Here is a 25,402-nt window from a genome sequence, read left to right as displayed (position 1 = left end):
CGGTTTGGTTCAGGCGCTGCTGCGACAGCCGGCGTGGATGTCGCGCGCGGCATCGTAGACCCGAGTCTGCACGCCCAGCAGGCCAAGCATCGAGTGGAAGTAGTTGTCGTGCGAGAGTTTCTGGTCACGCCGACCGGCCAGGCAGGCCTGACTGAGATGGCTTTGCTGCTGGAACGCGGGTGACAGCCAGGCGATCCACGGCACCTGCTTTTGCACATCGGGGGCGAAACGGTAGGGCAGGCCGTGCAGGTACAGGTTGTTCTCGCCCAGCGACTCGCCGTGGTCCGACACGTACTCCAGCGCCGGTGTCCATTGCTGCTGGTGCTGCTGCAGCCAGTCGATCGCCGAGGCGAGGAAATGGTCGGTGTAGACGATGGTGTTGTCGTAGGCGTTCACCACCTGCTCGCGCTCGCACTGCTGCAGTGCGTTGGTGGTGCACTCGGGCAGGAATTTCTTGAACGCCGGCGGCGTGCGCTTGTAGTAGGCCGGGCCGTGGCTGCCCATCTGGTGCATGAACACCACCACGCCGTGCGCGCGCCGCTCGGCCGGCAGTTGCCCGATGCGCTCGTCGAGGCCACGCAGCATGACCTCGTCGAAGCATTCGTCGTCGCTGCACAGTTCGCCGCCGCCCGCCTGCAGTTGGCGATAGTCGACCCTGGGCACGCGGTCGCACACGCCCTTGCAGCCGCCGGCCTGGTTGTCCAGCCACAGCACGGCCAGACCGGCGCGCTGCAGCACGTCGACCAGGCCTTCGGAGTTGCCCTGGCGGGCCTCGAAGGCTTCGCGGCCCAGGTGGGAAAACATGCAGGGCACCGACGCCGCGGTGTTGGTGCCGCACGACCAGACGTTGCGCAGGCTGGCGACGCCGCGCCGGGCCAGTTCGGGCGTGGTGTCGCGCGCATAGCCGTTCAGCCCCAGATGGTCGGTGCGCGCAGTCTCGCCCAGCACCATGATCACCAGCGGCGGTCTGGCGCCGGGCGCCAGCGGCGGCAGGTGGGCATCCTCGCCCAGCGGGGCGACCGCCACGCCACTGCGCTGAATCGGCTTGCGGCCCAGGCTGGCGACGGCGTAGAAGGAATTCAGCGGGTTGATGAGGTAGCGCAGCTGGGTGTGGTTGCGCATGGTGGCCGCCAGGTCCTGGAAGAACAGACCGCCAGCACCAACCGTCACCGCGATCCCGGTGGCAAACAACAGGGTGTTGCGGCGCAGCTGCCGCCGCGCGGACGGCCACTCGACCCGCGTGCGCCACAGCAGGGCGACCGGCAGCACGCCCAGCACCAGCAGGCTGCCCAGCATGCGCAGGCTGAACAGTTCACGCGCCTCGCGCGCATCGGTCAGCAGCACGTTGACCATCATGCTGCGGTCGATCACCACGCCGTAGCTGAGCATGAAGTAGGCGCCGGCGGCAGCCGACAGCAGCACCAGCGTCAGGGCGGGCTTCAGCGTCCAGCGCCAGGCCAGCAGACTGAGCAGCGCCACATGGGCGGCGGCGATCATGAAGCCGAAACCGATGCCGAAGGCGAGCCCGCGGCCATTGGCCAGCTCGGGCAGATCGGCCAGTGCGCGCCACAGGGCAAGGTTGGCGATGCTGGCGACCCACAGCGCGGCCAGCACGATGACGGTGGCGGGCCGCTGTGTCCAGGCGGCATGCCCTGACGGCGCCGTGGCGGCAGGAAAGGTTGGCATGACCTGCCAGTCTGCCGGCGGCGTCTGAAGCCCGGCTTAAAGGCCGGGGCGGCAAGCGGCGGCTACAGGCCCAGCGTGTCGGCGAGTTGCTTGACGCGCGCGCTCACCTTTGGATCCATCGTCATCGGCCGGCCCCATTCGCGATGCGTTTCGCCGGGCCACTTGTTGGTCGCGTCCAGGCCCATCTTGCCGCCCAGGCCCGCCACCGGCGAGGCGAAGTCGAGGTAATCGATCGGGGTGTGATCGATCAGCAGGGTGTCGCGCACCGGGTCCATGCGCGTGCTCATGGCCCAGATGACGTCGGGCCACGAACGCGCGTCGATGTCCTCGTCCACCACCACGATGAACTTGGTGTAGAGGAACTGGCGCAGATGGCTCCATACGCCCATCATCACGCGCCGCGCGTGGCCGGCGTAGGCCTTGCGGATGCGCACCACCGCCATCCGGTAGCTGCAGGCCTCGGGCGGCAGGTAGAAGTCGACGATCTCGGGGAAGGCGCGTTGCAGCAGCGGCACGAACAGCTCGTTCAGCGCCAAGCCCAGCATGGCGGGTTCGTCGGGCGGCTTGCCGGTGTAGGTGCTGTGGTAGATGGCGTCCCGGCGCAGCGTGATGCGCTCCACCGTGAACACGGGGAACTCGGCGCGCTCGTTGTAGTAGCCGGTGTGGTCGCCGTAGGGGCCTTCGAGCGCGTGCCGCCAGCCGCTCGGGTGGTTGGTGTCCGGGTGGATGTGGCCCTCCAGCACGATCTCGGCGCGCGCCGGCACCTGAAGCGGCACGCCGATCGCCGGGGCCACCTCGGTGCGCGCGCCGCGCAGCAGGCCGGCGAACTGGTACTCGGACAGGCTGTCGGGCACCGGCGTGACGGCGCCCAGCAGCGTGGCCGGATCGGCGCCGATGGCCACCGCCACCGGATAGGGCTGGCCCGGGTGGCGTGCGCAGTGGTCGGCGAAGTCCAGCGCGCCGCCGCGGTGCGCCAGCCAGCGCATGATGAGCTCGTTGCGGCTCAGCAACTGCTGGCGGTAGACGCCGAGGTTCTGCCGCGTCTTCAGCGGCCCGCGCGTGATGGTCAGGCCCCAGCTGACAAGCGGCGCCACGTCGCCGGGCCAGCAGTGCTGGATCGGCAGCCGACCCAGATCGACGTCGCCGCCTTCCCACACGATCTGCTGGCAGGGCGGCTGGCGCACGGTCGCGGGTGCCATGCTCCACAAGGTCTTGACCAGCTCGCGCCTGCCCCACAGCTCCTTCATGCCGCGCGGCGGCTCGGGCTCCTTGAGCTGGGCCAGCACCTCACCGAAGGCGCGCAATTCGTCCAGCCCGGCTACACCGAGCGCGCGCGCCACGCGGCCGGGCGTGCCGAACAGGTTGGTCAGCACCGGCATGCGGTGGCCGGTCGGCTGCTCGAACAGCAGGGCCGGGCCGGCGGCGCGCAGCACGCGGTCGCTGAGCGCGGTCATCTCCAGCTTCGGCGACACGGCTTCAGTGATGCGGCGCAGCTCGCCCGCGGCCTCGAGCTGGCTCAGGAAGTCACGCAGATCCTGGTGCGGCATGGTGGGGTGGAGCTGATCGGGTGGCCGCATTGTGCGCTGCGGCATGCCGCGACTGTGGCGCGCTGGCGTGCCCGGCGCTCTCAGTCGCAGACGGGGACGGCGGCGCTGCGCAGCGGCTGCGCGCGCAGATCGGCTTCGACCCGCTGCAGCACCTCGGCCGCCTGTCCCGGGTCGAAGTCCTCGTGGGTGCGCTTCTTCACGCCGTACTGCTGCAGCTGGTAATGCCGCTCGGGCACCACGCCGTGGCGCGCCAGGCAGCTCCTGGCGCAGTTCAGCGCGCAGCCGTCCAACGCGATGATGGGCCGGCCCGACTGCGCCAGCCGGACCAGCGAGGGCACGTCGCCGCCGACGCCGGCAATGCACGACATCTCGGCCAGCCCGCGCCGGTCGAGCCGGAGCGCGACATGGTTGGCCAGCTGTGCGGCGCTGGAGCAGCCCGAGCAGGAGTACACCAGCGGGTGCTCGGCACCTGGACGCGCCTGGCTCATCCCCGGCCTCCGGAGAAGAACGCGGGAAACGGCGGCAACCGTTCGGCCAGCTGCGGCGACCAGCGCGAAAGCACGGCGCGCGGCGCCCAGTGGCGCGGATCGAGTACCGGCAGCTCGATGGCGTCGAGCGCGTTTTTCACCACCAGGCCGAGCTCGGTGTCGCCTTCCATCACCAGGCGGCGATTGAAGAACAGCGTGTCCGGATCCTGGCGGCGTTGCGCCAGCAGCAGGAAGTCCTGCGCGTTCGCGCTGATCGCCAGGTCGGGTTCGGCCTGCGGCGCGCTGGGTACGAAGCGCCCGCCATCCCAGCTGAAGTCGAACGCCAGCCGCGCATCGCGCACGCGGATCGACAGGCGCTTACCGGCCAGCAGCGCCGTCACGTCGGCCGGCAGGTGGCGCGCCAGCGCCAGGTTGATGGCCGTGACCAGCAGCATCGAGCCGGGGTAGGCCGGCAGGCGGGCCAGCACGGCACCGACCGGGCGCGGCAGGGTGAAGGGCGGGGGAGGGGTGGTGCTCATGTTCAAACCTCTCATGCGGGCGTGACGGCCTCGGGGATCACCAGGTCCAGCCCGGGCTTGCCGTGCCAGTAGCCGTTGCACGGCTCGGCCGGCATCAGCGGGCGCATGCGCTCGAGCGCGTCGGCATCGGGCTCCGGCGCCTGGCGCGCGGCATCGAAGGCGGCGATCACCTCGCTCATGTGCTGCGACTGCGGCGACAGGCGCAGCAGGTCGACCCCCAGCGCGCGCAGCGACGGGATGTCGTTGATCAGGTTGTGCACGCGCGCCGACTGGGTCTGGATGCCGTTGAGCACCAGGAAGGATTCGCCTTCGCGCGTGGCCAGCAACTGCCCGTCGGGGTGATGGATGCAGCTGAAGCCGCAGTCGTCCTTGGGCAGGTTGTAGTGGCGCGCGGTGAAGCAGCGCGCCGAGAACGCCAGCGGCATGCGGCCATAGGCGAAGACCTCTGTCTCCAGCCCGGCGGGCCTGGCCTGCTGCAGCAGCGCCAGGTCGCTTTGCCGCATCTCCAGCGGCATGACCCAGCGGCTGGCGCCCAGGCTTGCCATCCAGTCCAGTGCATCCGCGTTGAACAGGTTGAGCTGCGGTCCGGCCACGAAGGGCCGCTCGCCGGCCAGGTTGTGTACCGCGCCCATGTCGTTGGCTTCGACCAGGAACTCCTCGTTCTGCGCGATCTTGTGCATGGCCGATACGTCGGAGCCGGATTCGAGCAGCACCATGGTCGACAGCACGGCCTGCTTGCCGGCATCGCGCAGCATGCGGGCGACGTCGATCCAGTCGGCCAGGCGCAGTTCGTGCCGGCGCGAGCACACCGCCTCGCCGACATAGACCACGTCGACCGGCGTTTCGGCGATGGCCTGGTAGAAGTCGAACACGGTGTCGCGCGGCCAGTAGTACAGCAGGGGGCCAAGAGAAAGCTTCATATGTCATGCCTTTCGTTGCGACCTTGTTTCCGAAGATCGCGGCATGGGCGGCAATGCCCATGGTGCGACAGGCCGCGGAGCAGGCCGGGCCAGCGACCGCCGCGGAGCCGGCTTTGCCGGGCCGCTGGCGATGCCCCCTTGAGGGGGGATGCGACCGGAACGCAGTCCGGGAGAGTCGGGGGTGGGTTCATTTCCAGGGACGGTGGTAGGCGCCCAGCGTGTGCTGCTGGCCTTCGGCGACCTGGTCGAGGCTGGCCATCCAGGCGGTCTTGGGCGCGTACAGATGGCCTTGCGCCATGCAGTGGTCGATGGCCTCGCGCCAGACCTTGGTGACCTGGGCCACGTAGGCGGGGCTGCGCTGGCGGCCTTCGATCTTGAAGGCGTGCACGCCCATCTTCACCAGCTGCGGCAGCAGCTCCAGCGTGTTCAAGCTGGTGGGTTCCTCCAGCGCGTAGTAATTGCTCTCGTCGCCGACGTCGAAGCGGCCCTTGCACAGCGTCGGGTAGCCGGCGTTCTCGCCGCCCGCGTAGCGGTCGATCAGCACGCCGTTCAGGCGCGATTCCAGGCCTTTGGACGTTTCCTGCCAGCGCACGAACTTGGCCGGCGAGCAGACGCCGTGCGTGTTCGGCGATTCCCCGGTGGCGTAGGACGACAGCGCGCAGCGGCCCTCGACCATCACGCACAGGCTGCCGAAGCCGAACACCTCGATCTCGACCGGCGTGCGATCGACCACCTGGCGCACCTGCTCCAGCGACAGCACGCGCGGCAGCACCGCGCGCTGGATGCCGAACTGCTGGTGGTAGAAGTTGATGGCGTCGTGGTTGGTGGCCGAGCCCTGCACCGACAGGTGCAGCCGCAGGCCGGGGTGGCGCTCGCAGGCGTAGCGCATCAGGCCGGGATCGGCCAGGATCACGGCGTCGACGCCCCACAGCGCCGCGCGGTCGAGCGCCGAGCGCCAGGGCGCCGGGTTGCTGGCCTGCGGATAGGTGTTGAGCGCCATCAGCACCTTGCGTCCGCGCGCGTGAGCGTAGGCAATGCCGTTCTGGATCGCCGCCTCGTCGAAGTTCAGGCCGGCGAAGTTGCGCGCGTTGGTGGCGTCGCGCAGGCCCAGGTAGACGCAGTCGGCGCCTTCGTCGATCGCTGCCTTGAGTGCGGGCAGGCTGCCGGCCGGGCAGACCAGCTCAGGCGGGGAAGTGGAAGGGCGGTTGGAGGAATCGGTCACGGCGCTTTCGGCATGCACGCATGCTCTGCCAGCGCCAACCAGGTCGGGCACGTGAAACGGCGAACACGCAGGCCGCGACCTTATGCCGATCCAGGGTCACTCGCCATGATCCTGGTCAAATACGTCGGGCAATTCCTGAACGATTTGCTCGGAATTGATGTGCTGGGCCTGTCGAGGCCAACCGAACAGCCGGACGCAGAGAACGCGAAAACCGTGCGAAGGACGCAGAAGGGATCAAGCAAAGCCTCGACGGTTTTCTTCTTGCGACTCTTGCAAGACCTTGGCGTCCCTTGCGTTCGAATGCCCGATATTCGGCCGTCCGGTACGCGTTGCCGTCAGGCGCCGAAGAAGCTCTTGAGCTTGTCGGTCCAGCTCTCGGTGCTGGGCGAATGCTTGCCGCCGCCCTTGCGCAGCGACTCGTCGAATTCCTTCAGCAGCTTGCGTTGGTGCTCGGTCAGCTTGACCGGCGTCTCGATGCTGATATGGCAGTACAGGTCGCCCGGGTAGGACGAGCGCACGCCCTTGATGCCCTTGCCGCGCAGGCGGAACTGCTTGCCGGCCTGGGTGCCGTCGGGGATGTCGATGGCGGCCTTGCCGTTCAGCGTCGGCACCTCGATCTCGCCGCCCAGCGCGGCGGCGGCGAAGCTGATCGGTACCACGCAGTGCAGGTCGTCGCCGTCGCGCTCGAAAATGTCGTGCTTGCGGATCCGGATCTCGATGAACAGATCGCCCGGCGGCCCGCCGTTGGTGCCGGGTTCGCCGTTGCCGGTCGAGCGGATGCGCATGCCGTCGTCGATGCCGGCGGGGATCTTCACCTCCAGCGTTTTCTGGTTCTTGACCTTGCCCTGGCCGTGGCAGGTGCCGCAGGGGTCCTTGATGATGCGCCCGCTGCCGCGGCAGTGCGGGCAAGTCTGCTGCACGCTGAAGAAACCCTGGCGCATCTGCACCACGCCCTGGCCATGGCAGGTGCCACAGGTGGTGGCGCTGGTGCCGGCCTTGGCGCCGCTGCCGTTGCAGGTGTCGCACTCGTCCCAGCTCGGGATGCGGATCTGCGCTTCCTTGCCGTTGGCCGCTTCCTCCAGCGTGATCTCCATCGCGTAGCTGAGGTCGGCGCCGCGGTACATCTGCCGCCCGCCGCGCGCGCCGCCGCGCTGCTGGCCGAAGATGTCGCCGAAGATGTCGCCGAAGGCCTCGGCGAAGCCGCCGAAGCCTTCCGGGCCGCCGCGCATGTTGGGGTCCACGCCCGCATGGCCGTACTGGTCGTAGGCGGCCTTCTTCTGCGGATCGGACAGCATCTCGTAGGCTTCCTTGGCCTCCTTGAACTTGGCCTCGGCTGCGCTGGCCGCTTCACCCTGGTTGCGGTCCGGGTGGTATTTCATCGCCAGCTTGCGATAGGACTTCTTGATCTCGTCGTCGCTGGCGTTCTTGGGGACGCCCAGGACTTCGTAGTAATCGCGCTTGGCCATTCGGTTTCTCGATCGCTTCTCTTCACAGGACAAAGCCGCGCAGACGGCTCAAGAGCATCTGCGCGGCACTTGGACGGCGCGGGCGACACCCGCGCAGCTTCGGTCAGCTGTCCTTCTTGACTTCCTTCACCTCGGCATCGACCACGTTGTCGTCGGCCGCGGCGGTGGCGCCTTCGGCACTGCCGCCCGGCGCGGCGCCGGCACCCGCTGCCTGCGCGGCTGCGGCGGCATCGGCGTACATCTTCTCGCCCAGCTTCTGGCTGGCGTTCATCAGCGCCTCGGTCTTGGATTCGATCTCGGCCTTGTCGTCGCCCTTGAGGGTTTCTTCCAGCGCCTTGATGGCGGCCTCGATCTGCTCCTTCTCGCCGGCGTCCAGCTTGTCGCCGTGCTCGCCGAGCGACTTGCGCACGCTGTGCACCATGGCGTCGCCCTGGTTGCGCGCCTGCACCAGCTCCAGCTTCTTGTGGTCCTCGGCGGCGTTCAGCTCGGCGTCCTTCACCATCTGCTCGATCTCGGCCTCGCTCAGGCCCGAGTTGGCCTTGATGGTGATCTTGTTCTCCTTGCCCGTGCCCTTGTCCTTGGCCGACACGTGCAGGATGCCGTTGGCGTCGATGTCGAAGGTCACCTCGATCTGCGGCAGGCCGCGCGGGGCGGGCGGGATGCCTTCCAGGTTGAACTCGCCCAGCAGCTTGTTGCCGCTAGCCATCTCGCGCTCGCCCTGGAACACCTTGATCGTCACTGCCGGCTGGTTGTCGTCGGCGGTCGAGAAGGTCTGCGCGAACTTGGTCGGGATGGTGGTGTTCTTGGTGATCATCTTCGTCATCACGCCGCCCAGGGTTTCGATGCCCAGGGAGAGCGGGGTGACGTCGAGCAGCAGCACGTCCTTGCGGTCGCCACTCAGGACCTGGCCCTGGATGGCGGCGCCGACGGCCACGGCCTCGTCCGGGTTGACGTCCTTGCGCGGCTCCTTGCCGAAGAACTCCTTGACCTTGTCCTGCACCTTGGGCATGCGGGTCATGCCGCCGACCAGGATCACGTCCTGGATGTCGCCCACAGCGATGCCGGCGTCCTTGATGGCGGTGCGGCAGGGCGCGATGGTGCGCTCGATCAACTCCTCGACCAGGCTTTCCAGCTTGGCGCGGGTGAGCTTGATGTTCAGGTGCTTGGGACCCGAGGCATCGGCCGTGATGTAGGGCAGGTTGATGTCGGTCGAGGCCGTGCTGGACAGTTCGATCTTGGCCTTCTCGGCCGCTTCCTTCAGGCGCTGCAGGGCCAGCACGTCCTTGCTCAGGTCGACCGCCTGGTCCTTCTTGAACTCGCCGATCACGTAGTCGATGATGCGCTGGTCGAAGTCCTCGCCGCCGAGGAAGGTGTCGCCGTTGGTGGCCAGCACCTCGAACTGCTTCTCGCCGTCGACGTCGGCGATCTCGATGATCGAGACGTCGAAGGTGCCGCCGCCCAGGTCGTAGACGGCGATCTTGCGGTCACCGCGCTCCTGCTTGTCGAGGCCGAAGGCCAGCGCTGCGGCGGTGGGTTCGTTGATGATGCGCTTGACTTCCAGCCCGGCGATGCGGCCGGCGTCCTTGGTAGCCTGGCGCTGGCTGTCGTTGAAGTAGGCCGGCACGGTGATGACGGCCTCGGTGACCGGCTCGCCAAGATAGTCCTCGGCGGTCTTCTTCATCTTGCGCAGGATCTCGGCGCTGATCTGCGGCGGCGACAGCTTCTTGCCGCGCACCTCGACCCAGGCATCGCCGTTGTCGGCGGCGACGATCTGGTAGGGCATCAGGTCGATGTCCTTCTGCACTTCCTTCTCGGCGAACTTGCGGCCGATCAGGCGCTTCACCGCGTAGATGGTGTTCTTCGGGTTGGTCACGGCCTGGCGCTTGGCCGATGCGCCGACCAGCACCTCGCCATCTTCCTGGTAGGCGACGATGGACGGCGTGGTGCGCGCGCCTTCGGCGTTCTCGATCACCTTGGTCGAGTTGCCTTCCATGATGGACACGCAACTGTTGGTGGTGCCTAGGTCGATGCCGATGATTTTTGCCATGTTGGTTCTCCGGGATGCAGAAATAGATGGGATGTCTTGAAGCTGAGGGGTCAGGGGCGGCTTTTCAAGCGTGAAGCGGGCTCACTTGGGCGCCGTCACCGTGACCAGCGCCGGGCGCAGCACGCGGTCGGCGATGGTGTAGCCCTTTTGCAGCACGCTGACCACGGTGTTGGCTTCTTGGTCGGCCGGCACCATGCTGATGGCCTGCTGGTTGGCGGGGTCGAATCGGGCGCCCGGGGCGGGATCGACCTCGACCACCTTGTTGCGCTCGAGTGCCGACAGCAGCTGGCGCAGCGTGGCCTCGGTGCCTTCGCGCAACTGCTCGGCGGTCGCGCTCTCGACCTTCAGGCCGGCTTCCAGGCTGTCGAGCACCGGCAGCAGGCTTTCGGCAAAGGATTCGACGGCGAACTTGCGGATCTTGGCGATCTCGTCGTCGGCGCGGCGGCGCGCGTTCTGCGCCTCGGCCTGCGCGCGCAGGGCCTGGTCCTTCAATTCAGCCACCTGGGACTGGAGCGCGGTCAGTTCGGCCTGGGCGTTCTCCAGTTGCGCCAGGGCATCGGCCTCGTTGGCGGCGGCTGCGGCTTCCAGTTCTTCAGCGCTCATGGGCGGCTCGATCGGGCCGGTGGCGTGCGGAGTCGAGTAGGGTCGCTTGGATTCGGACATGCTCTGAAACTAAAGGGAGTTGTTCTTGAGGGCGGTACTCGCGCTCACAGGTGGATGCTCGACCCTGGTTTTCAAGGGTGTTTTGCGCAAGAAAACGCCTGAAAAGCCGGGCAAAAGCGCACGGAAACGCAACAGGCCGCACGCAGCGGCCTGGGTACGCGGATCGCCCGGACTCAGGAAACGCCGAGCAGCTCGACGTCGAACTTCAGCGTCGCGTTGGGAGGAATCACGCCGCCGGCGCCGCGCGCACCGTAGCCCATCTCGGGCGGGATGATCAGGCTGCGCTGGCCGCCCACCTTCATGCCGGCCACGCCCTGGTCCCAGCCCTGGATGACATGGCCGGCGCCGAGCGGGAACTGGAACGGATCACCGCGGTCGCGGCTGGAATCGAACTTGGCGCCCTGCTGGCCGTCGTTGTAGAGCCAGCCGGTGTAGTGCACGGTGACGGTGCGGCCGGGCTGCGCTTCGGCGCCGGTGCCGACCTGGGTGTCGGTGATTTGCAGGCCAGTGGGCGAGGGTGTGGTCATGGGTCTTGTTCCAGCGTTGGGCTGCCGGCGCCGGGACTTCAGGGCGAACTGGCAGCAGGATGAAGGGGAATCAGGAAATCAGGAAACCGGGAGCAGGCGGCGGGGCGCATCTTGATGCCGGCCACCGGCGCAGCGCATTGTGCCGGAGTCGCCGCGCCTACTTCTTCTTGGCCTGGGCGGCGACCCACTTGGTGGCGAAGGCCTGCAGGTCCGACAGGCGCTTGACCAGATCGGTGCCGCTGAGCGTGAGGCAGTAGCCGTCCGAGCCGTGCGTGACCAGATTGGCCGCGCGCAACTCCTTCAGGCGGGTGTTCAGGGTGTTCGGCGTGATGCCGCCGACGCTGTCCTGCAGCAGGCGGAAAGTCTGGGGATGGCCGTCGCGCAGCGCCCACAGGACCCGGATGGCATAGCGCGCTTCGAGCAGCGCCAACAACTGGCCTGTGGCCGCGTTTTCTTTCGAACTCATGTCAGGCTTCTCCTCGTGCGCACCGGAATGCGTGAGGCTGACTATATCTTAATTTTGTAGCACGCTAGCAGTTTCATAGCTCCCGGCGCCGTGTGGTCGTGGGTTGCGCGCTACAAATTCCGGACCTCCTGGCGGCAGCCGGGTAAACCCCTAGGCCCGGTAGATCTTCTGCAGCAGGCGGATCAGGGTCTTGCGCTCGCTGGCCGTCAGCGCGCTGGCCACCTCGGTTTCGAGTTCGGAAGCGGTGATTTCTGCCTGCGCCATGAGCTCGTTGCCGCCTTCAGTCAAGTACAGGCCGAGGGCGCGGCCGTCCAGTGGATGCGGGTGGCGGCGCACCAGTCCGCGCTTTTCCAGCGCGTCGATCTTGCCGACCAGGTTGGGTGGCAGCAGGTTGAGCACATCGCACAACTGGCGCGAGGTGATGCCCGGGTTGTGGTGGATCACCGACAGGATCGAGAAGTCCACGATGCGCAGCCCGTAGCCGGCCATGCGCGGCACGAACTGGCCGATCGCCGTCAGCGCCGCCATGCGCGCGTTGTAGCCGACCAGGGTTTCCAGGTAGCTGGTATCGACCGACTCGACGACGGCGGTCGCGATGATGGGGAGGGCATCGGCGGTGCTGTTCATGGGGTCGGGGGTACGGGCAGGCGTTGGCCGATGATGGCACAACGCAGATCGAACTCCGGCAGCACCCAGTGCCGCAGCGCGCCGGTGGCATCCAGCCAGCGCTGCGCATCGGCGGCGCTGCCGGTCGCGTCCTCGATGCGCGCGCCAGCCCAGCCGAGCAGGGTCATCGCCACCGCGCGCAGGTAGTCGTCGGCGACCCAGTAGGCCAGGGTGGTGTCCTCGGCACCGGCGGCCACAAGCTGGCGGGTCAGCACCTGCAGGCGGTCGGAGTCAACCGCAACGGCGCTGGCCAGTGCGCCCTTGCCAAGGTCGGCACGAATGCCATCAAGCAGGGCGCATAGGCCGGCACCGCCATCGGCCAGCACCTTGCGCACCAGCAGGTCGATGGCCTGGATCTCGTTGGTGCCCTCGTAGATCATGGTCACGCGGGCGTCGCGCACGTGCTGCTCGATGCCCGATTCGCGCACGTAGCCATGGCCGCCGAAGACCTGCAGGCAATCGCTGCCGCCGTGGAAGGCCTGCTGCGTGCAGGCGCTCTTGAGCACCGGCGTGGTGAGCTGGCACCAGCGTTCGGCCTGTTGGCGGCGCGCGGCGTCGGGATGGTGCCTGGCGATGTCGAGTTCCAGCGCGGTCTGGTAGGCCAGCACGCGGCCGGCGTCGATCCAGGCGCGCTGCGTGTTCAGCGTGCGCTGCATCGCCGGGTGCTCGATGATCCGGCTCGTCTCCCGGGCACCGGGCGCGCGCATCTGCCTGCGCTCATGCGCGTAGGCATCGGCCTTCTGCCACGCGGCCGAGAGCAGGCCGATGCCCTGCAGCGCCACGTGCAGGCGGGCCGCGTTCATCATCACGAACATCGCGTTCAGACCCTTGCCGGCCTGGCCGACGAGCCAGGCCCGGGCCTCGTCAAAGCGCATCACGCAGGTGGGCGAGCCATGCAGGCCCATTTTTTCTTCGATGCGCTCGCAGACCACCGCCGAACGTGTTCCGTCCGGATAGAACTTGGGCACCAGGAACAGCGACAGGCCTTTGGGCCCCGGCGGCGCGTCGGGCAGGCGCGCCAGCACCAGGTGCACGATGTTGCTCGTGAGGTCGTGCTCGCCGCCGCTGATGAAGATCTTGGTGCCACTCAGGCGGTAGCTGCCGTCGGCTTGCGGCACGGCCCTCGTGGCGCACAGGCCCAGGTCGCTGCCGGCCTGCGGCTCGGTCAGGCACATGGTGGCCAGCCACTCGCCGCTGGCGATCTTTTCCAGATACTCGCGCTTCAGTTCCTCACTGCCATGATGCCGCAGGCATTCATAGGCACCATGCAGCAGGCCCGGCGCCATGGTCCAGCCGTGGTTGGCGGCCGACAGGCTCTCGTACAGCGCCGCGTCCAGCACGGCGGGCAGGCCCTGGCCGCCGTGCTCGGGCGCGGCGCTCAAGGCCGGCCAGCCGGCCTGCCAGAAGGCCTGGTAGGCGTCGCGAAAACCGGGTGGCATGGTGACGGCACCGTCCTGCCACCGCGCGCCGGTCTCGTCACCGACGCGGTTCAGCGGCGCGATCATGCCGCTGACGAACCGGCCCATCTCGTCCAGCAACTGGCGCATCAGCGCCTCGTCGGCGTCGACGAAGGCAGGCGTGTCGGCGAGCTGCTGCGGCGCGCGTAGCACGTCGAACAGGATGAAGTTCAGGTCCTCGACGGGGACGCGGTAGTCGTTCATGCGCCTTGCTCAAGTGGCTGGATGCGGCCGTGCCTCCACGGCCCGTTCAGGGTTCGGCCGTGGAGTCGACGACCCGTGTGCGCCGGCCCGCACGAGGCGGGCCGGCTGCTGCGGGATGCCGGCGCATCGGCCGCGCACGGCGCTTACTTCTCGACCTTGAACTCGCCGCCGGTCACGCGCATCAGCACGCCGGTGTCTTCCGTGTAGCCCCAGTGGTCCTGCGCGGTCCAGTTCAGCACGCCATGCGCCAGTGTGGTCTTGCCGATCTGCTCGAAGGCATCGCGCAGCGCCGAACGGAACTCGGGCGTGCCTGGTTTGGCCTTCTTGAGCGCGATCGGCACCGCCTTTTCCATCACGATGATCGAGTCGTAGGCATGGCCGGCGAACTGGTTGCGCGAGCCGGGGCCGTAGGCTTTCTCGTACTGCTGCACGAACTTGATCGCCTCGGCCTTGGCCGGGTGCGTGTCGGGCAACTGCTCGGCCAGCACCGCCGGGCCGGAAACGACGAAACCGCCTTCCACCGCCTTGCCGCCGACCCGCATCAGGTCGCGCGTGGCGGCGGCGTGGGTCTGGTAGATCTTGCCCTTGTAGCCACGGTCGACCAGCGCCATCTGCGGCATGGCGGCGCCCGAACCCGAGGCCACCACCAGCATGGCATCCGGGTTGGCCGACACCAGCTTGAGTGCCTGGCCGGTCACGCTGGTGTCGGCGCGGGCGAAGCGCTCGACCTGCACCAGCTTCATGCCGGCCTTCTCGGCCTGGGGTTTGAAGTCGGTCAGCCAGGTTTCGCCGTAGGCATCGCTGTAGCCGAGGAAGCCGATGGTCTTGATGCCCTGCTTCTTCATATGCTCGATGATGGCGTGGCCCATCACCGCGTTCGACTGCGGCATGCGGAAGGTCCACTTGTCCTTGCCGCCCGGCACCGCCACCGGCGACCAGGCGATCTGCGGCGTGCCCGATTCCTCGGCAACCTGGGCGATGGCGGCGGCCACCGGCGTGGCGACCGAGCCCATGATGACGTCGACCTTGTCGTTGGTGACGAAGCGCTTGGCGTGCGTCACGCCCTGGTTCGGGTCGGTGGCGTCATCCATCAGGAGGACGTTGAGCTTCTCGCCGGCGATCTCCTTCGGCCACAGCTTGACCTGGTTGCCGGCCGGGATGCCCAGGCCGGAGGCCGGGCCGGTCATGGGCGCGATCACGCCGATGGTGATATCGGCCAGCGCTGCGCCGCTCGCAGCCAGGACGGTGGCGGCCACGATGGCCTTGAGGGTGAATCGGGTCATGGGTTGTCTCCTTGGGTTGCAGGGTGGAAAACGAATGGTGAAAAAATGGTCGGCAGGCGGGTTGCAGTGGCTGCGAGCCGGTCGTCAGCGCCTGGCGCGTGGAAAGGCGAGGGGGTGTGGGGTGGTTCAGGAGTGCGTCATGAGCAGGCCCTTCTGATGAACTCGGGGATCGGGATGGCTTTCAGGCGCTCCGGGTCACCGTCGGGATGGACCACGAAGGCGCGGGTCTCCAGGCCCTCGCACAGCACCAGGTCGCCGCGCCGGATGACGTGCTTGTGGATGATCACCTTGTCGCGCCATTCGGCCACGCTGGTGTAGACGCTCAGCTTGTCGCCGTAGGTGGCCGGCTTGAAGAACTTGGTGTGGATCTCCAGCAGCGGCGTGCCGATGATGCCGACGGTCTTCTCCAACTCGCGCCAGGGCGGTATGCCGCATTGCATGAAGAAATCGAGCGAGGAGGCATCCATCCACTTGCAGAAATTGGGAAAGAACACGATGCCGGCCGGGTCGCAGTCGCCGAACATCACTTTCACGTCGTAAACAGTCGTCTTGCTCATCTTGTTGTCAGGGATTTCATCAGGTGGCCCTTAGCGTACCGGGCCGATCCGTCATCGTGGCGCCATGCGCAGCGCGCCGTCCAGGCGGATCACCTCGCCGTTCAGGTGCCCGTTGGTGACGATGTGGCAGGCCAGTTCGGCAAACTCCTCCGGCTTGCCGAGCCGCGAGGGGAAGGGGATCGAGGCCGCCAGCGAGGCCTGCACGGGCTCGGGCAAGGTGCGCATCAGCGGCGTGTTGAACAGGCCCGGCGCGATGGTGCAGACGCGGATGCCGTGCTGCGCCAGGTCGCGCGCCATCGGCAGCGTCATGCCGACCACGCCGCCCTTCGACGCGCTGTAGGCTTGCTGTCCCACCTGGCCGTCGAACGCGGCCACGCTGGCAGTGAACACCATGGCGCCGCGCTCGCCGTCTTCCATCGGTGGGAGCCTGGCGCAGGCGGCGGCGAACAAGCGTGCGGCGTTGTAGGTGCCGATCAGGTTCACGTTGACGACCCTGATGAAGTCTTCCAGCGGCGCCGCGCTGCCGTCCTTGCCAATCACCCGCCGGGCGGTGCCGATGCCGGCGATCTGCATCAGGATGCGCGCCGGGCCGTGCGTGGCAGCGGCCTGCTCAATGGCGGCCTGCATCGATTCGCTGCTGGTCACGTCGGCCTGGATCGCCACGGCGCAGCCGTCGCCGTACTGCGCGCTGATGTCGGCGGCCACCTTGCTGGCGTTGTCGAGATTGACGTCGAGCACCGCCACCTTGGCGCCCAGACGCGCCAGCTCGCGCGCGGTGGCTTCGCCCAGGCCGGAGCCGGCACCGGTGACGAGGGCGGCTTGTCCATTGATCTGCATGAATGAATCTCCTGAAGAAGTCGAACAGAACACTTAAGGCACAGAGGCACAGAAAAAAGAAGAGGACAAACTTCGGTGAGTCTCTGTGCCTCTGTGTCCTGTTGAGGGTTCGATGCTTAGGCCGCCGGATTCTCCAGCAGCAGCGCCATACCCTGGCCGCCGCCAACGCAGGCTGAACTGATGCCGTACTTGAGGCCGGCGCGCCGCATCTCGCGCGCCACGGTGATGGTCAGCCGCACGCCGGTGGCCGCCAGCGGATGGCCGAGCGCGATGGCGCCGCCGTTGACGTTGAGCCTGGCCAGATCCATGCCGAGTTCCTGGGCGACCGCCAGCGTCTGTGCGCCCTGGGCCTCGTTGACCTCGAAGCGGCCGATGTCGTCGAGCTTGAGGCCGGTGCGCTCGAGCAGCAGGCGGATCGCCGGCGCCGGGCCGATGCCCATGATCTCGGGCGGTACGCCGACGACGGCGGCAGCCACCACGCGCGCCAGCGGCTGCTTTCCGTTGGCCTTGGCATAGGCTCCCGAGGCGACCACGGCCGCAGCCGCGGCATCGACCAGCGCGGACGAGTTGCCGCCGGTCTGCACGCCGCCCTCGAACACCGGGCGCAGCTTGGTCAGCACTTCGACCGGCGAGGGGCGCGGGTGCGTGTCCTGCGCGACCTCGGTGAGCTTGCCCTGCAGGCGGATGGCACGGGTCTTGTAACCCTCCAGCTCGAACTTCTCGCTGACCACCGGCACGATCTCGCCGGCCAGGAAGCCGCTCTGCTGCGCCGCCACCGCCTTGGCAAACGACTGGTGGGCAAACTCGTCGACCTGCTCGCGCGTGATGCCGTATTTTTTCGCCAGGTTCTCGGCGGTCTGGATCATGTTGATGCCGGCCGCCGGGTCCTTCAGCGCCTCCCACATGTAGTCCTTGAAACCCACCGGCGCGCCCAGCTTGAAGCCGGTGCGGTGCTCGAACGCGGCGATCGGGTTGCGCGTCATGCTCTCGGTGCCGACCACCAGCGCCGCGTCGCAGGCACCGCCCTGGATGTGTTCGCCGGCCTGGCGGAACAGCTCGAAACCGGTGCCGCAGATGCGCTGCGCCATGATGGCCGGCACCTCCAGCGGCACGCCGGCGTAGAGGCCGATCAGGCGTGGCAGGAAGAACTGATCGAAGTCGCCCGGCGCCATGTTGCCGCAGACCACCGAGCCGATGTCGCCAGCCGGCACGCCGGCGCACCCGAGGATTGCGCGCGCCGCCTTGATGCCGAGGTCGGTGGGCGACACATGGCCCAGCGCGCCGCGGTAGTCGACCATCGGCGTGCGCACGCCATCCAGCATCCAGACGTCGTCGAAGGCGGTGAAGAATCCTTTGGTGGCCATGTCGAGAACCTTTCCTTGTTGCTTGGGCCGGAACACAGAGTCACGGAGACGCAGCGGAAAGAAAAGAAGGAACCTCTGCGAACCTCTGTGCCTTCGCGCCTCTGCGGCCTGTTCGAATGTCTTGCATGCAGCCGGGCGAACTAGAGCTTCATGTCCGGCTTGATGACGATGTGCCCCGGCGTCTCGTTGTACAGCGCCTGCACCAGGTCATCGCGGTGCTTGAGCACGGCGCGCTGGTTGATGCTGCCCTTGTCGGTGACTTCACCGAGGTCGATCGATGGCAGCTCGGCCATCAGCATCAGGCGCGTGACCCGGTTGGCGCTGCCGGTGGCGGTGAGCGACAGGTCGGTCACCAGGCTCTGGAACTTCTCCAGCACCGCCGGCGCCTTCAGCACCTCGCTCATCGGGGCGTCGGCGGGCAGGCCGGCAAGCGATCGCACCGCCTGGGTCGGAAACACCAGCGCGCCGACTTCGTTGCGGTTGAGGCCGGTGATGACCACATCCTGGACATAGGGTGCACCGCCGGCGATCACGCGGCCGCGCAAGGGCCCGACGCTGACGAAGGTCCCGGTGGCGAGCTTGAAGTCCTCGGCGATGCGGCCGTCGAAGCGCAGGCCTCGGTTGCGGTCGGCCGGGTCGATCCACAGCACGGCGTCGCCGGTGCAGAAGAAGCCTTCCTCGTCGAAGGCTTCGGCCGTGGCCTCGGGTGCGCGCCAGTAGCCGGGCGTGATATTGGGGCCGCGGTAGCGCAACTCGGTCTTGCCCTCGATCGGCACCAGCTTGCATTCCATGCCGGGTGTCGGCAGGCCCAGTTCGCCGGCCTTGATATCGGGGCCGCTGGGGAACAGGCCGTACGGGCTCGACTCGGTCATGCCGAATCCGCAGGTCATGATGATGCGCTCGCCGATCTCGCGCTCGGCGCTCTCGAACAGCGAATCCCACACCGATTGCGGCAGCGAGGCGCCGGCGTAGAAGAACATCTTCACGCGCGAGAACAGCTTGCCGCGCAGCGCGTCATCGGTCTTCATGGCGTTGGCGATCGCCTCGAAGCCGGTCGGCACGTTGAAGTACAGCGTCGGCGCCACCTCGCGCAGGTTGCGCAGCGTTTCGCCGACCAGCGCCGGCGTCGGCTTGCCCTCGTCGATGTAGAGCGTGCCGCCGTTGTTCAGCACCATGCCGACGTTGTGGTTGCCGCCGAAGGTGTGGTTCCAGGGCAGCCAGTCGACCAGCACCGGCTTCTCCTCGGTCAGGATCGGCATCGAATGGCGCATCTGCTGCTGGTTGGCGCACCACATGCGGTTGGTGTTGATCACCGCCTTGGGCAGCTTGGTCGAGCCGCTGGTGAACAGGAACTTGACGATGGTGTCGGGGCCGGTGGCCGCCTGCGCCGCATCGACCGCGGGCGTCGGATCGGTGGCCAGCAGATCGGCCAGCAGCGTGGCCTGGCGACCCTTCAGCTTCGGGTGATCGGCGTTGCGCGAAACGGCGATCTCGCAGTCGGCCGGCGCCGTCGCCGCCAGCGCCGGGCCGTAGCGCTCGCCGTCCTCGGCCCAGATCAGGCCCGGCGTCAGCGTGTCGATGATGTGGCGCAGCTTGCCGTAGTCCTTGCTGATCGTCGAATACGCCGGCGATGCGGGCGAGAACGGGATGCCGACATAGATGCAGCCCAGCGCCAGCAGCGCGTGGTCGATGCCGTTGTCGCTCAGGACGATGACCGGGCGTTCTGCCGACAGGCCGCGGTCGAGCAGCGCCTGCCCGATGCGGCGCGCGGCCGCCAGGGCCTCGGCGTAGCTGACGCGGCGCCAGTCGCCGAGCCGGCCGTCCGGCAGGCGCTCGCGCTGCGCCACGAAGGTCTCATCAGGCGTCTCGCGCGCCCAATGGACCAGCCGGTCCGACATGCGCTCGCCAAACGGCGCCAGCGGCTGCTCCGCGCTCAGGTACTGCACGCCGCCGTCAGCCTCGCGAACCTGCACGCGCGTGACGCCGAAGGCGAGGGGGCGGTACTTCGGTGCTGCGGTATTGCTGCTCATGTTTGTCTCTCTCCGATTTCCTGTGACGACTGGTGGTGGCTGGCTGGCTGGCCGGTGCGTGATGGATGGCCGATGCCGGTGCGCCACGCATGCGATGTCAGTCGTCAGCCATGCGGCGTGGCGGCGAACGCTGCCGTCATCCCTTCTTCACCTTGGTACCGGGCTTGCCCTCCAGGAAGGCGCGCACGCGCGCCTTGGCATCGGGCGCGGCCTGGGCGATCGCGCTGATCAGCGCCTCGGTCATGAAGCCGTGGTCGGCCGGCTGCTCGGCAATGCGCGGCAGCGCGTGCATCAGCGCGTAGTTGGTCAGCGGTGCGTTGGTGGCGATGCGCTCGGCCAACTCCATCGCCTTGTCGAAGGCGTTGCCGGCCGGCACCAGGTACTGCGCAAGACCCAGGCGCTCGCCGTCCTCGGCGTTGTAGACGCGGCCGGTGAGCATCATGTCGGTCATGCGCGCCACGCCGATCAGCTTGGGGATGCGCACCGAGCCGCCGCCGCCGACGAAGATGCCGCGCGTGCCTTCCGGCAGGGCGTAGAAGGTGGTGTCGTCGGCGACGCGGATATGCGCTGCGCTGGCCAGTTCCAGCCCGCCACCGACCACCGCGCCATGCAGCGCGGCGACCACCGGCACCGGGCCGTACTGCACCGCGTCGAACGCCACGTGCCAGTTGCGCGAATGGTGCATGCCTTCGCCGGCGTCGCGCTCCTTGAGTTCGGACAGGTCGAGCCCGGCGCAGAAATGCTCGCCTTCGCCGTCGATCACCGCCGCGCGCACGCTGCCGGGCAGGTTCTGGAAGATGTCGCGCAAGGCGGCGATCAGGCCATCCGAGAGCGCATTGCGCTTGGATGCCCGCGTCAGGCGCACGACGGCGATCTCCTTCTTCTTGCCCGCGAGTTCGAGCGAGATGTCCTTGTTTGGCTTCGGCATAGGGTCTCCTTGCTGCGTATTATCATTATGAAATATAACTAAATACAAGAGTCTTGCCGCTTTTTCCGATCAGGGTTTTCCCGTGGCGAACGTGGGAACCGTCGAGTTGGCAAAATAGGCTCGCACCCGTGCATCGCACCGACCCCGATCGCCAGACCAGCCAGGAGCCGCCAATGATCCGCCGCCAATTGCTGCTCGCCAGCGCATCCGCCGCGCTGTGCCCGGGCATCGCGCTCGCCGCCACCAAGTTCCCGTCCAAGGTGGTCAAGATCGTGGTGCCCAATGCGCCCGGCGGCGCCGCTGACATCACGGCGCGCGCGGTCGGCGAACACATGGCCAGAACGCTCGGCCAGCCGGTGGTGATCGAGAACAAGCCTGGCGCCGGCGGCGTGGTGGCAGGACAGACGGTGGCTGGTGCGGCGCCGGACGGCCACACGCTGCTGCTGATCTCGAGCGGCACCGCCGTCAGCGAGGCGCTGTTCAGGTCGCTGCCGTTCGATACCCTGAAGGCCTTCACGCCGGTGGCGCCGCTGGCCACGTTCGATCTGGTCATCGTCGCCAACGAGGGTGGTGAGTTCAAGACCCTGGGTGAGCTGATCACCTGGGGCCAGGCCAACCCCGGCAGGCTGAACCTGGGCACGCCCAACATCGGCACCACCCAGCACCTGGCGGCCGAGCTGTTCAAGAGCGCCGCCGGGCTGGATCTGCAGGTGGTGCCGTTCAAGGGCACGCCGGACGTGATCACCGCCATCCGCAGTGGCCAGCTGCACGCCGGGCTGGACATCCTGAGCCCGCTGCTGGCGCAGATCCAGGGCAAGGCGCTGCGCCCGCTGGCGGTCACCGGCAACAAGCGCTCGCGCGTGCTGCCCGATGTGCCGACCGCGCAGCAAGCCGGCGTCAAGGGCTTGAATGCCGCCTCGTGGAACGGGCTGGCAGTGCCGGCCGGGACGCCGAAGCCGGTGGTCGAGCAGCTCAACAAGGCGGTCAATGCCGCCCTGGCCGATGCGGCGGTGCGGCAGAAGCTGGAAGCGCTCAACCTCGACCCACATCCCGGCACGCCGGTGACTGCCGCCGACATGTTGAAGGGGGACATTCAGCGCTGGGGCGAGGTGATCGCCAAGGCCAAGATCGAGCGGCAGTGACGGTGGTCGATCGGTTCAACGACCAGGCATCCGAACACGAAAGTTCCCCGAAGGATTTGAAGCAATCAGGAGTTCGATCAGCGTCGTGGCAGCCAGGCGGGCGCTTGTTGCATGGGATGGAGTGGGGTACTTATGAGCACGCTTGAGCACATCGGTCTGATCGGGTACGGCGAAGTCGGCAAGATCTTCTCGGCCGGCCTGAAAGGGCAGGCCGACGTCGGGTCGGTGGGTGCCTGGGATCTGAAGTTCGCCGAACCCGCCACACGCGAGCGGGAACGGGCGCATGCCGGGCAGGCGGGCATCGAGGCGCATGGGTCGGCGCAGGCGTTGTGCGCGGCAAGCGACCTGGTGATCTCGGCGGTCACCGCCTCGAACACGCTGGCGGTGGCCGAGCAGGCGGCGCGCCATATCCGCGCCGGCGCGCTGTTCCTGGATCTCAATTCCGCCTCGCCGGGCACCAAGCAGCAGTGCGCGCGCCTGATCGAGGACGCCGGCGCGCATTACGTCGAGGCCGGCGTCATGACCTCGGTGCCGCCCTACGGCATCCGCGTGCCGATGCTGCTGGGCGGCGCGCGTGCGGCCGAGCTGGCCGAGCGCCTGAACCGCTGGGGCATGGACGCCAAGGTGGTGAGTGAGCGGCTGGGCATCGCCAGCGCGATCAAGATGTGCCGCAGCGTGATGATCAAGGGCCTGGAGGCGCTGGTGATCGAGAGCTACACGGCGGCGCGCGCCTACGGCGTCGAGGAACACGTGCTGCCGACCTTGCAGGAAACCTTTCCCGGCATCGACTGGAGCGCGCAGGGCGCCTACTTCTTCAGCCGCGTGGCGCAGCACGGCCAGCGCCGCGCCGAGGAAATGCGCGAATCGGCGCGCACGGTGCAGGAGGCCGGCTTCGAGCCCTTTATGGCGCGCGCCATCGCCGGCAAGCAGCAGTGGGTGGCCGACCAGGCCCGAGCGGGTGTGTTCGCCGACATCGGCAAGTCGGCTGAATGGCAGGCCTACGCCGATGCGCTGCTGGGTGTGCGCTCGCGTGGATAGCAGATCGGGAAGTCAGAACAACCGGACGCCACGAATGCAAGAACTGCGCGAAGGACGCGAAGCATTCAAGAATTGTTCTCGAAGGCTGTCTTTCGCGACTTTCGCGGAACCTTCGCGTCTAGTCAGCTCCGCTGTCCGATCCAGGCCTTGCCGAACACCAGTCAAGCCATGCCCTGGTGGCGCAGCAGCGCGTCCAGCGTCGGCTCGCGGCCGCGGAAGGCCTTGAAGGATTCCATCGCTGGGTGGCTGCCGCCGGCTTCCAGGATCGCCTGGCGGTAGCGGCGGCCGGTCTCGATGCTGGGCGTGCCATCGTCGGCGGCGGTTTCCTCGAACGCTGCATAGGCGTCCGCCGACAGCACCTCGGCCCATTTGTAGCTGTAGTAGCCGGCCGCATAGCCGCCAGCGAAGACGTGGCTGAAGGTCTGGGCCATGCGGTTGAAGGCCGGCGGCTGGAGCACCGCGACCTCGGCGCGCACGCGCTCGAGCAGCGGCTGGAAGTCCAGCGCCGGATCGTGCTCGGTGTGCAGCAGCATGTCGAACAGCGCGAACTCGATCTGGCGCAGCGTCTGCATGCCGGCCTGGTAGTTCTTGGCCGCCACCATCTTGTCGTACAGCGCGCGCGGCAGCGGCGCGCCGGTGTCGACGTGGGCCGTCATGTGGCGCAGCACTTCCCATTCCCAGCAGAAGTTCTCCATGAACTGGCTCGGCAACTCGACCGCGTCCCACTCGACGCCGCTGATGCCCGAGACGCTGAGCTCGTCGACCTGCGTCAGCAGGTGGTGCAGGCCGTGGCCGAACTCGTGGAACAGCGTGATCACGTCGTCGTGCGTCAGCAGCGGCGGCTGGCCGCCCACGCCTTCGGCGAAGTTGCACACCAGGTGCGCCACCGGCGTCTGCAGCGCGCGGCTGTCGGGGCGCAGCCAGCGCGCCCGCACGTCGTCCATCCAGGCGCCGCCCCGCTTGCCGGCGCGCGCGCCGGGGTCAAGGTAGAACTGGCCGATTAGCCGGCCGTCGCGCTCGATGCGGTAGAACTCGACCGCCGGGTGCCAGGTCGGCGCGCGGTCGCGCCGGATCGCGACCTCGAACAGCGTTTCGACGATCTTGAACAGGCCGGCCAGCACCTTCGGCGCGGTGAAGTACTGCTTGACTTCCTGCTCGCTGAAGGCGTAGCGCGCTTCCTTCAGGCGCTCGCCGATGAACGGCCAGTCCCAGGCCTGTGGGTCGTCCAGCCCCAGCTCGTCGGCGGCGAAGCGGCGCAGATCCTGCACGTCGCGCTCGGCATAGGGCCGCGCCTTGGCGGCAAGCTGGTGCAGGAACTCGATCACCTGCTGCGGCGAGCGGGCCATCTTGGGCGTGATCGACACTTCGGCGAAATTGGCATAGCCGAGCAGTCGTGCCTCCTCGCGCCGCAGCTGCAGGATCTCGCGCATCAGCGGTGCGTTGTCGAAGCGCACCGCATCGCCTTCGGCCTGGTCCGAGGCACGCGTGACGTAGGCCCGGTACAGCCGCTCGCGCAGCGGCCGATCGGTGCCGAACTGCATCACCGGCAGGTAGCACGGCAGCTTGAGCGTCAGCTTGTAGCCGTCGCGGCCTTCGGTCTCGGCTGCGGCGCGCGCAGCCTGCTTCACGTCGGGTGGAACGCCGGCCAGTTCGTCCTCGCCGGCGTACCAGGCGTAGGCGTCGGTGGCGTCCAAAGTGTTCTCGCTGAACTTCTGGCCCAGCTCGGCGAGTCGGTCCTGGATGGCGGCAAAGCGCGCCTTGGCCTCGCCCTGCAGCTCGGCGCCATCCAGCACGAAGTCGCGCAGCGCGTGGCGAAGCGCTTCCTGCTGTTCGGTATCGAGGGTGGCCGGGTCGATCGCCTTGTACTTGGCGTACAGGCGCTCGTCGGCGCCAAGCCGGGTCCAGAACTCGGTCATCTTCGGCAGCGCCGCGTTGTAGGCGGCGCGCAGCGGCGGTGTGTCGGCGACGGCGTTCAGGTGGCTGACAGCGCCCCAGGCACGGCCCAGCCGCTCGGTCGCCACGCCCAGCGTGCCCGACAGCGCCGCCCAGTCGGCGGGGAAATCGTCGGCGGTGACGCGTTCGAGCGCGGCATCGGCCTCGGTCAGCAGCTGATCCGTCGCCGGCGCGACGTGCTCCGGGCGGATCTGGTCGAACAGGGGAAGGTCGGTGAAGTCGAGCAGCGGATTGGGCATGGAATGAAAGATGAGGGCGGATGGATTGATTCTCAAGTCGAACAGCTGGATGCGGAGGACGCAAGAACTACGCCGAGGACGCGGAAGATTCAACAACAACCCTTTGGTGGTCTTCTTCTGCGTCTTCCGCGAAACCCTTGCGTCCGCTGCGTCC

Annotated in this window: 22 protein-coding genes; 2 read left to right on the top strand and 20 right to left on the bottom strand. The window is 67.8% G+C overall.

The genetic code is table 11. The features are described from left to right. Positions 1-9: 9 nt before the first annotated feature. From PK606_RS05090 to PK606_RS05000, 19 genes are all read right to left on the bottom strand, one after another. Positions 10-1,686, bottom strand: coding sequence for a phosphoethanolamine transferase (locus PK606_RS05090; protein ID WP_324561368.1), 1,677 nt, complete (start codon positions 1,684-1,686; stop codon positions 10-12). 62 nt (positions 1,687-1,748) lie between these two features. Then, on the bottom strand, positions 1,749-3,233 hold the full coding sequence (gene ubiD, locus PK606_RS05085; RefSeq protein ID WP_324561456.1) for a 4-hydroxy-3-polyprenylbenzoate decarboxylase: 1,485 nt from the start codon (positions 3,231-3,233) through the stop codon (positions 1,749-1,751). An 80-nt stretch (positions 3,234-3,313) separates the two neighbouring features. Next, positions 3,314-3,721, bottom strand: coding sequence for a putative zinc-binding protein (locus PK606_RS05080; protein WP_324561366.1), 408 nt, complete (start codon positions 3,719-3,721; stop codon positions 3,314-3,316). Beyond that, positions 3,718-4,239 carry a ubiquinone anaerobic biosynthesis accessory factor UbiT gene (gene ubiT / locus PK606_RS05075; RefSeq protein ID WP_324561364.1) on the bottom strand — a complete coding sequence of 174 codons (522 nt, stop codon included), beginning with the start codon at positions 4,237-4,239 and terminating at the stop codon, positions 3,718-3,720. Before ubiT ends, PK606_RS05080 begins: the two co-directional genes overlap by 4 nt. A gap of 11 nt (positions 4,240-4,250) precedes the next feature. Next, on the bottom strand, positions 4,251-5,159 hold the full coding sequence (locus PK606_RS05070; protein ID WP_324561362.1) for a U32 family peptidase: 909 nt from the start codon (positions 5,157-5,159) through the stop codon (positions 4,251-4,253). Positions 5,160-5,346: 187 nt separating this feature from the next. Then, positions 5,347-6,381, bottom strand: coding sequence for a ubiquinone anaerobic biosynthesis protein UbiU (gene ubiU / locus PK606_RS05065; RefSeq protein WP_324561360.1), 1,035 nt, complete (start codon positions 6,379-6,381; stop codon positions 5,347-5,349). A gap of 335 nt (positions 6,382-6,716) precedes the next feature. Beyond that, the gene (gene dnaJ / locus PK606_RS05060; RefSeq protein WP_324561358.1) at positions 6,717-7,847 is read right to left on the bottom strand and encodes a molecular chaperone DnaJ; all 1,131 of its coding nucleotides are present in this window, start codon (positions 7,845-7,847) and stop codon (positions 6,717-6,719) included. 103 nt (positions 7,848-7,950) lie between these two features. Further along, a complete protein-coding gene (gene dnaK / locus PK606_RS05055; RefSeq protein WP_324561356.1) occupies positions 7,951-9,894 on the bottom strand; it encodes a molecular chaperone DnaK in 1,944 nt (647 codons plus the stop codon). A gap of 81 nt (positions 9,895-9,975) precedes the next feature. Continuing rightward, positions 9,976-10,557 (bottom strand): nucleotide exchange factor GrpE, encoded by a 582-nt coding sequence (gene grpE / locus PK606_RS05050; protein ID WP_324561354.1) that lies wholly within the window; start codon positions 10,555-10,557, stop codon positions 9,976-9,978. Between the two features lie 173 nt (positions 10,558-10,730). Next, positions 10,731-11,084 carry an FKBP-type peptidyl-prolyl cis-trans isomerase gene (locus PK606_RS05045; protein ID WP_324561352.1) on the bottom strand — a complete coding sequence of 118 codons (354 nt, stop codon included), beginning with the start codon at positions 11,082-11,084 and terminating at the stop codon, positions 10,731-10,733. A gap of 157 nt (positions 11,085-11,241) precedes the next feature. After that, positions 11,242-11,550, bottom strand: coding sequence for a winged helix-turn-helix transcriptional regulator (locus PK606_RS05040; protein WP_324561350.1), 309 nt, complete (start codon positions 11,548-11,550; stop codon positions 11,242-11,244). 150 nt (positions 11,551-11,700) lie between these two features. Further along, positions 11,701-12,177 (bottom strand): MarR family winged helix-turn-helix transcriptional regulator, encoded by a 477-nt coding sequence (locus tag PK606_RS05035; protein WP_324561348.1) that lies wholly within the window; start codon positions 12,175-12,177, stop codon positions 11,701-11,703. After that, positions 12,174-13,877, bottom strand: coding sequence for an acyl-CoA dehydrogenase family protein (locus PK606_RS05030; RefSeq protein ID WP_324561346.1), 1,704 nt, complete (start codon positions 13,875-13,877; stop codon positions 12,174-12,176). Before PK606_RS05030 ends, PK606_RS05035 begins: the two co-directional genes overlap by 4 nt. Positions 13,878-14,020: 143 nt before the next feature. After that, the gene (locus PK606_RS05025) at positions 14,021-15,160 is read right to left on the bottom strand and encodes an ABC transporter substrate-binding protein (RefSeq protein ID WP_324561344.1); all 1,140 of its coding nucleotides are present in this window, start codon (positions 15,158-15,160) and stop codon (positions 14,021-14,023) included. 137 nt (positions 15,161-15,297) lie between these two features. After that, positions 15,298-15,717, bottom strand: a complete 420-nt coding sequence (locus PK606_RS05020) for an acyl-CoA thioesterase (protein ID WP_324561342.1) — start codon at positions 15,715-15,717, stop codon at positions 15,298-15,300. Positions 15,718-15,768: 51 nt separating this feature from the next. Beyond that, a complete protein-coding gene (locus PK606_RS05015; RefSeq protein ID WP_324561340.1) occupies positions 15,769-16,554 on the bottom strand; it encodes an SDR family NAD(P)-dependent oxidoreductase in 786 nt (261 codons plus the stop codon). A 116-nt stretch (positions 16,555-16,670) separates the two neighbouring features. Then, positions 16,671-17,918: a thiolase family protein gene (locus PK606_RS05010; protein ID WP_324561338.1), complete on the bottom strand. Its 1,248-nt coding sequence runs from the start codon at positions 17,916-17,918 to the stop codon at positions 16,671-16,673. A gap of 140 nt (positions 17,919-18,058) precedes the next feature. Next, entirely contained in the window at positions 18,059-19,948 is a 1,890-nt protein-coding gene (locus tag PK606_RS05005; RefSeq protein ID WP_324561336.1) for a feruloyl-CoA synthase, read from the bottom strand. A gap of 136 nt (positions 19,949-20,084) precedes the next feature. Continuing rightward, positions 20,085-20,876 (bottom strand): crotonase/enoyl-CoA hydratase family protein, encoded by a 792-nt coding sequence (locus PK606_RS05000; protein WP_324561334.1) that lies wholly within the window; start codon positions 20,874-20,876, stop codon positions 20,085-20,087. Between the two features lie 173 nt (positions 20,877-21,049). Here PK606_RS05000 and PK606_RS04995 point away from each other — a divergent pair, with 173 nt between their 5' ends. Then, on the top strand, positions 21,050-22,018 hold the full coding sequence (locus tag PK606_RS04995) for a Bug family tripartite tricarboxylate transporter substrate binding protein (RefSeq protein WP_324561332.1): 969 nt from the start codon (positions 21,050-21,052) through the stop codon (positions 22,016-22,018). A 132-nt stretch (positions 22,019-22,150) separates the two neighbouring features. Then, on the top strand, positions 22,151-23,056 hold the full coding sequence (locus tag PK606_RS04990) for a DUF1932 domain-containing protein (protein ID WP_324561330.1): 906 nt from the start codon (positions 22,151-22,153) through the stop codon (positions 23,054-23,056). Positions 23,057-23,217: 161 nt separating this feature from the next. On the opposite strand, the gene PK606_RS04985 is transcribed toward PK606_RS04990, so the two are convergent. After that, complete coding sequence (locus tag PK606_RS04985; protein ID WP_324561328.1) at positions 23,218-25,248, bottom strand: M3 family metallopeptidase; 2,031 nt, start codon at positions 25,246-25,248, stop codon at positions 23,218-23,220. Positions 25,249-25,402 lie beyond the last annotated feature (154 nt).

Source organism: Ottowia sp. (assembly GCF_035444425.1).
In the GTDB taxonomy this organism is placed as follows: Bacteria; Pseudomonadota; Gammaproteobacteria; order Burkholderiales; family Burkholderiaceae_C; genus Ottowia.
This window is presented reverse-complemented; position numbering and strand designations above follow the sequence as displayed.

Coding starts and splice junctions, on each gene's coding strand:
- ubiT (WP_324561364.1), bottom strand. CDS start 4,239: ATGAGCACCACCCCTCCCCCGCCCTTCACCCTGCCGCGCCCGGTCGGT.
- PK606_RS05090 (WP_324561368.1), bottom strand. CDS start 1,686: ATGCCAACCTTTCCTGCCGCCACGGCGCCGTCAGGGCATGCCGCCTGG.
- PK606_RS05005 (WP_324561336.1), bottom strand. CDS start 19,948: ATGAGCAGCAATACCGCAGCACCGAAGTACCGCCCCCTCGCCTTCGGC.
- PK606_RS04990 (WP_324561330.1), top strand. CDS start 22,151: ATGAGCACGCTTGAGCACATCGGTCTGATCGGGTACGGCGAAGTCGGC.
- PK606_RS05025 (WP_324561344.1), bottom strand. CDS start 15,160: ATGACCCGATTCACCCTCAAGGCCATCGTGGCCGCCACCGTCCTGGCT.
- PK606_RS05080 (WP_324561366.1), bottom strand. CDS start 3,721: ATGAGCCAGGCGCGTCCAGGTGCCGAGCACCCGCTGGTGTACTCCTGC.
- PK606_RS05035 (WP_324561348.1), bottom strand. CDS start 12,177: ATGAACAGCACCGCCGATGCCCTCCCCATCATCGCGACCGCCGTCGTC.
- PK606_RS05020 (WP_324561342.1), bottom strand. CDS start 15,717: ATGAGCAAGACGACTGTTTACGACGTGAAAGTGATGTTCGGCGACTGC.
- PK606_RS05000 (WP_324561334.1), bottom strand. CDS start 20,876: ATGCCGAAGCCAAACAAGGACATCTCGCTCGAACTCGCGGGCAAGAAG.
- PK606_RS04985 (WP_324561328.1), bottom strand. CDS start 25,248: ATGCCCAATCCGCTGCTCGACTTCACCGACCTTCCCCTGTTCGACCAG.
- PK606_RS05040 (WP_324561350.1), bottom strand. CDS start 11,550: ATGAGTTCGAAAGAAAACGCGGCCACAGGCCAGTTGTTGGCGCTGCTC.
- PK606_RS04995 (WP_324561332.1), top strand. CDS start 21,050: ATGATCCGCCGCCAATTGCTGCTCGCCAGCGCATCCGCCGCGCTGTGC.
- PK606_RS05070 (WP_324561362.1), bottom strand. CDS start 5,159: ATGAAGCTTTCTCTTGGCCCCCTGCTGTACTACTGGCCGCGCGACACC.
- PK606_RS05010 (WP_324561338.1), bottom strand. CDS start 17,918: ATGGCCACCAAAGGATTCTTCACCGCCTTCGACGACGTCTGGATGCTG.
- PK606_RS05015 (WP_324561340.1), bottom strand. CDS start 16,554: ATGCAGATCAATGGACAAGCCGCCCTCGTCACCGGTGCCGGCTCCGGC.
- PK606_RS05030 (WP_324561346.1), bottom strand. CDS start 13,877: ATGAACGACTACCGCGTCCCCGTCGAGGACCTGAACTTCATCCTGTTC.
- dnaJ (WP_324561358.1), bottom strand. CDS start 7,847: ATGGCCAAGCGCGATTACTACGAAGTCCTGGGCGTCCCCAAGAACGCC.
- grpE (WP_324561354.1), bottom strand. CDS start 10,557: ATGTCCGAATCCAAGCGACCCTACTCGACTCCGCACGCCACCGGCCCG.
- dnaK (WP_324561356.1), bottom strand. CDS start 9,894: ATGGCAAAAATCATCGGCATCGACCTAGGCACCACCAACAGTTGCGTG.
- PK606_RS05045 (WP_324561352.1), bottom strand. CDS start 11,084: ATGACCACACCCTCGCCCACTGGCCTGCAAATCACCGACACCCAGGTC.
- ubiD (WP_324561456.1), bottom strand. CDS start 3,233: ATGCCGCACCAGGATCTGCGTGACTTCCTGAGCCAGCTCGAGGCCGCG.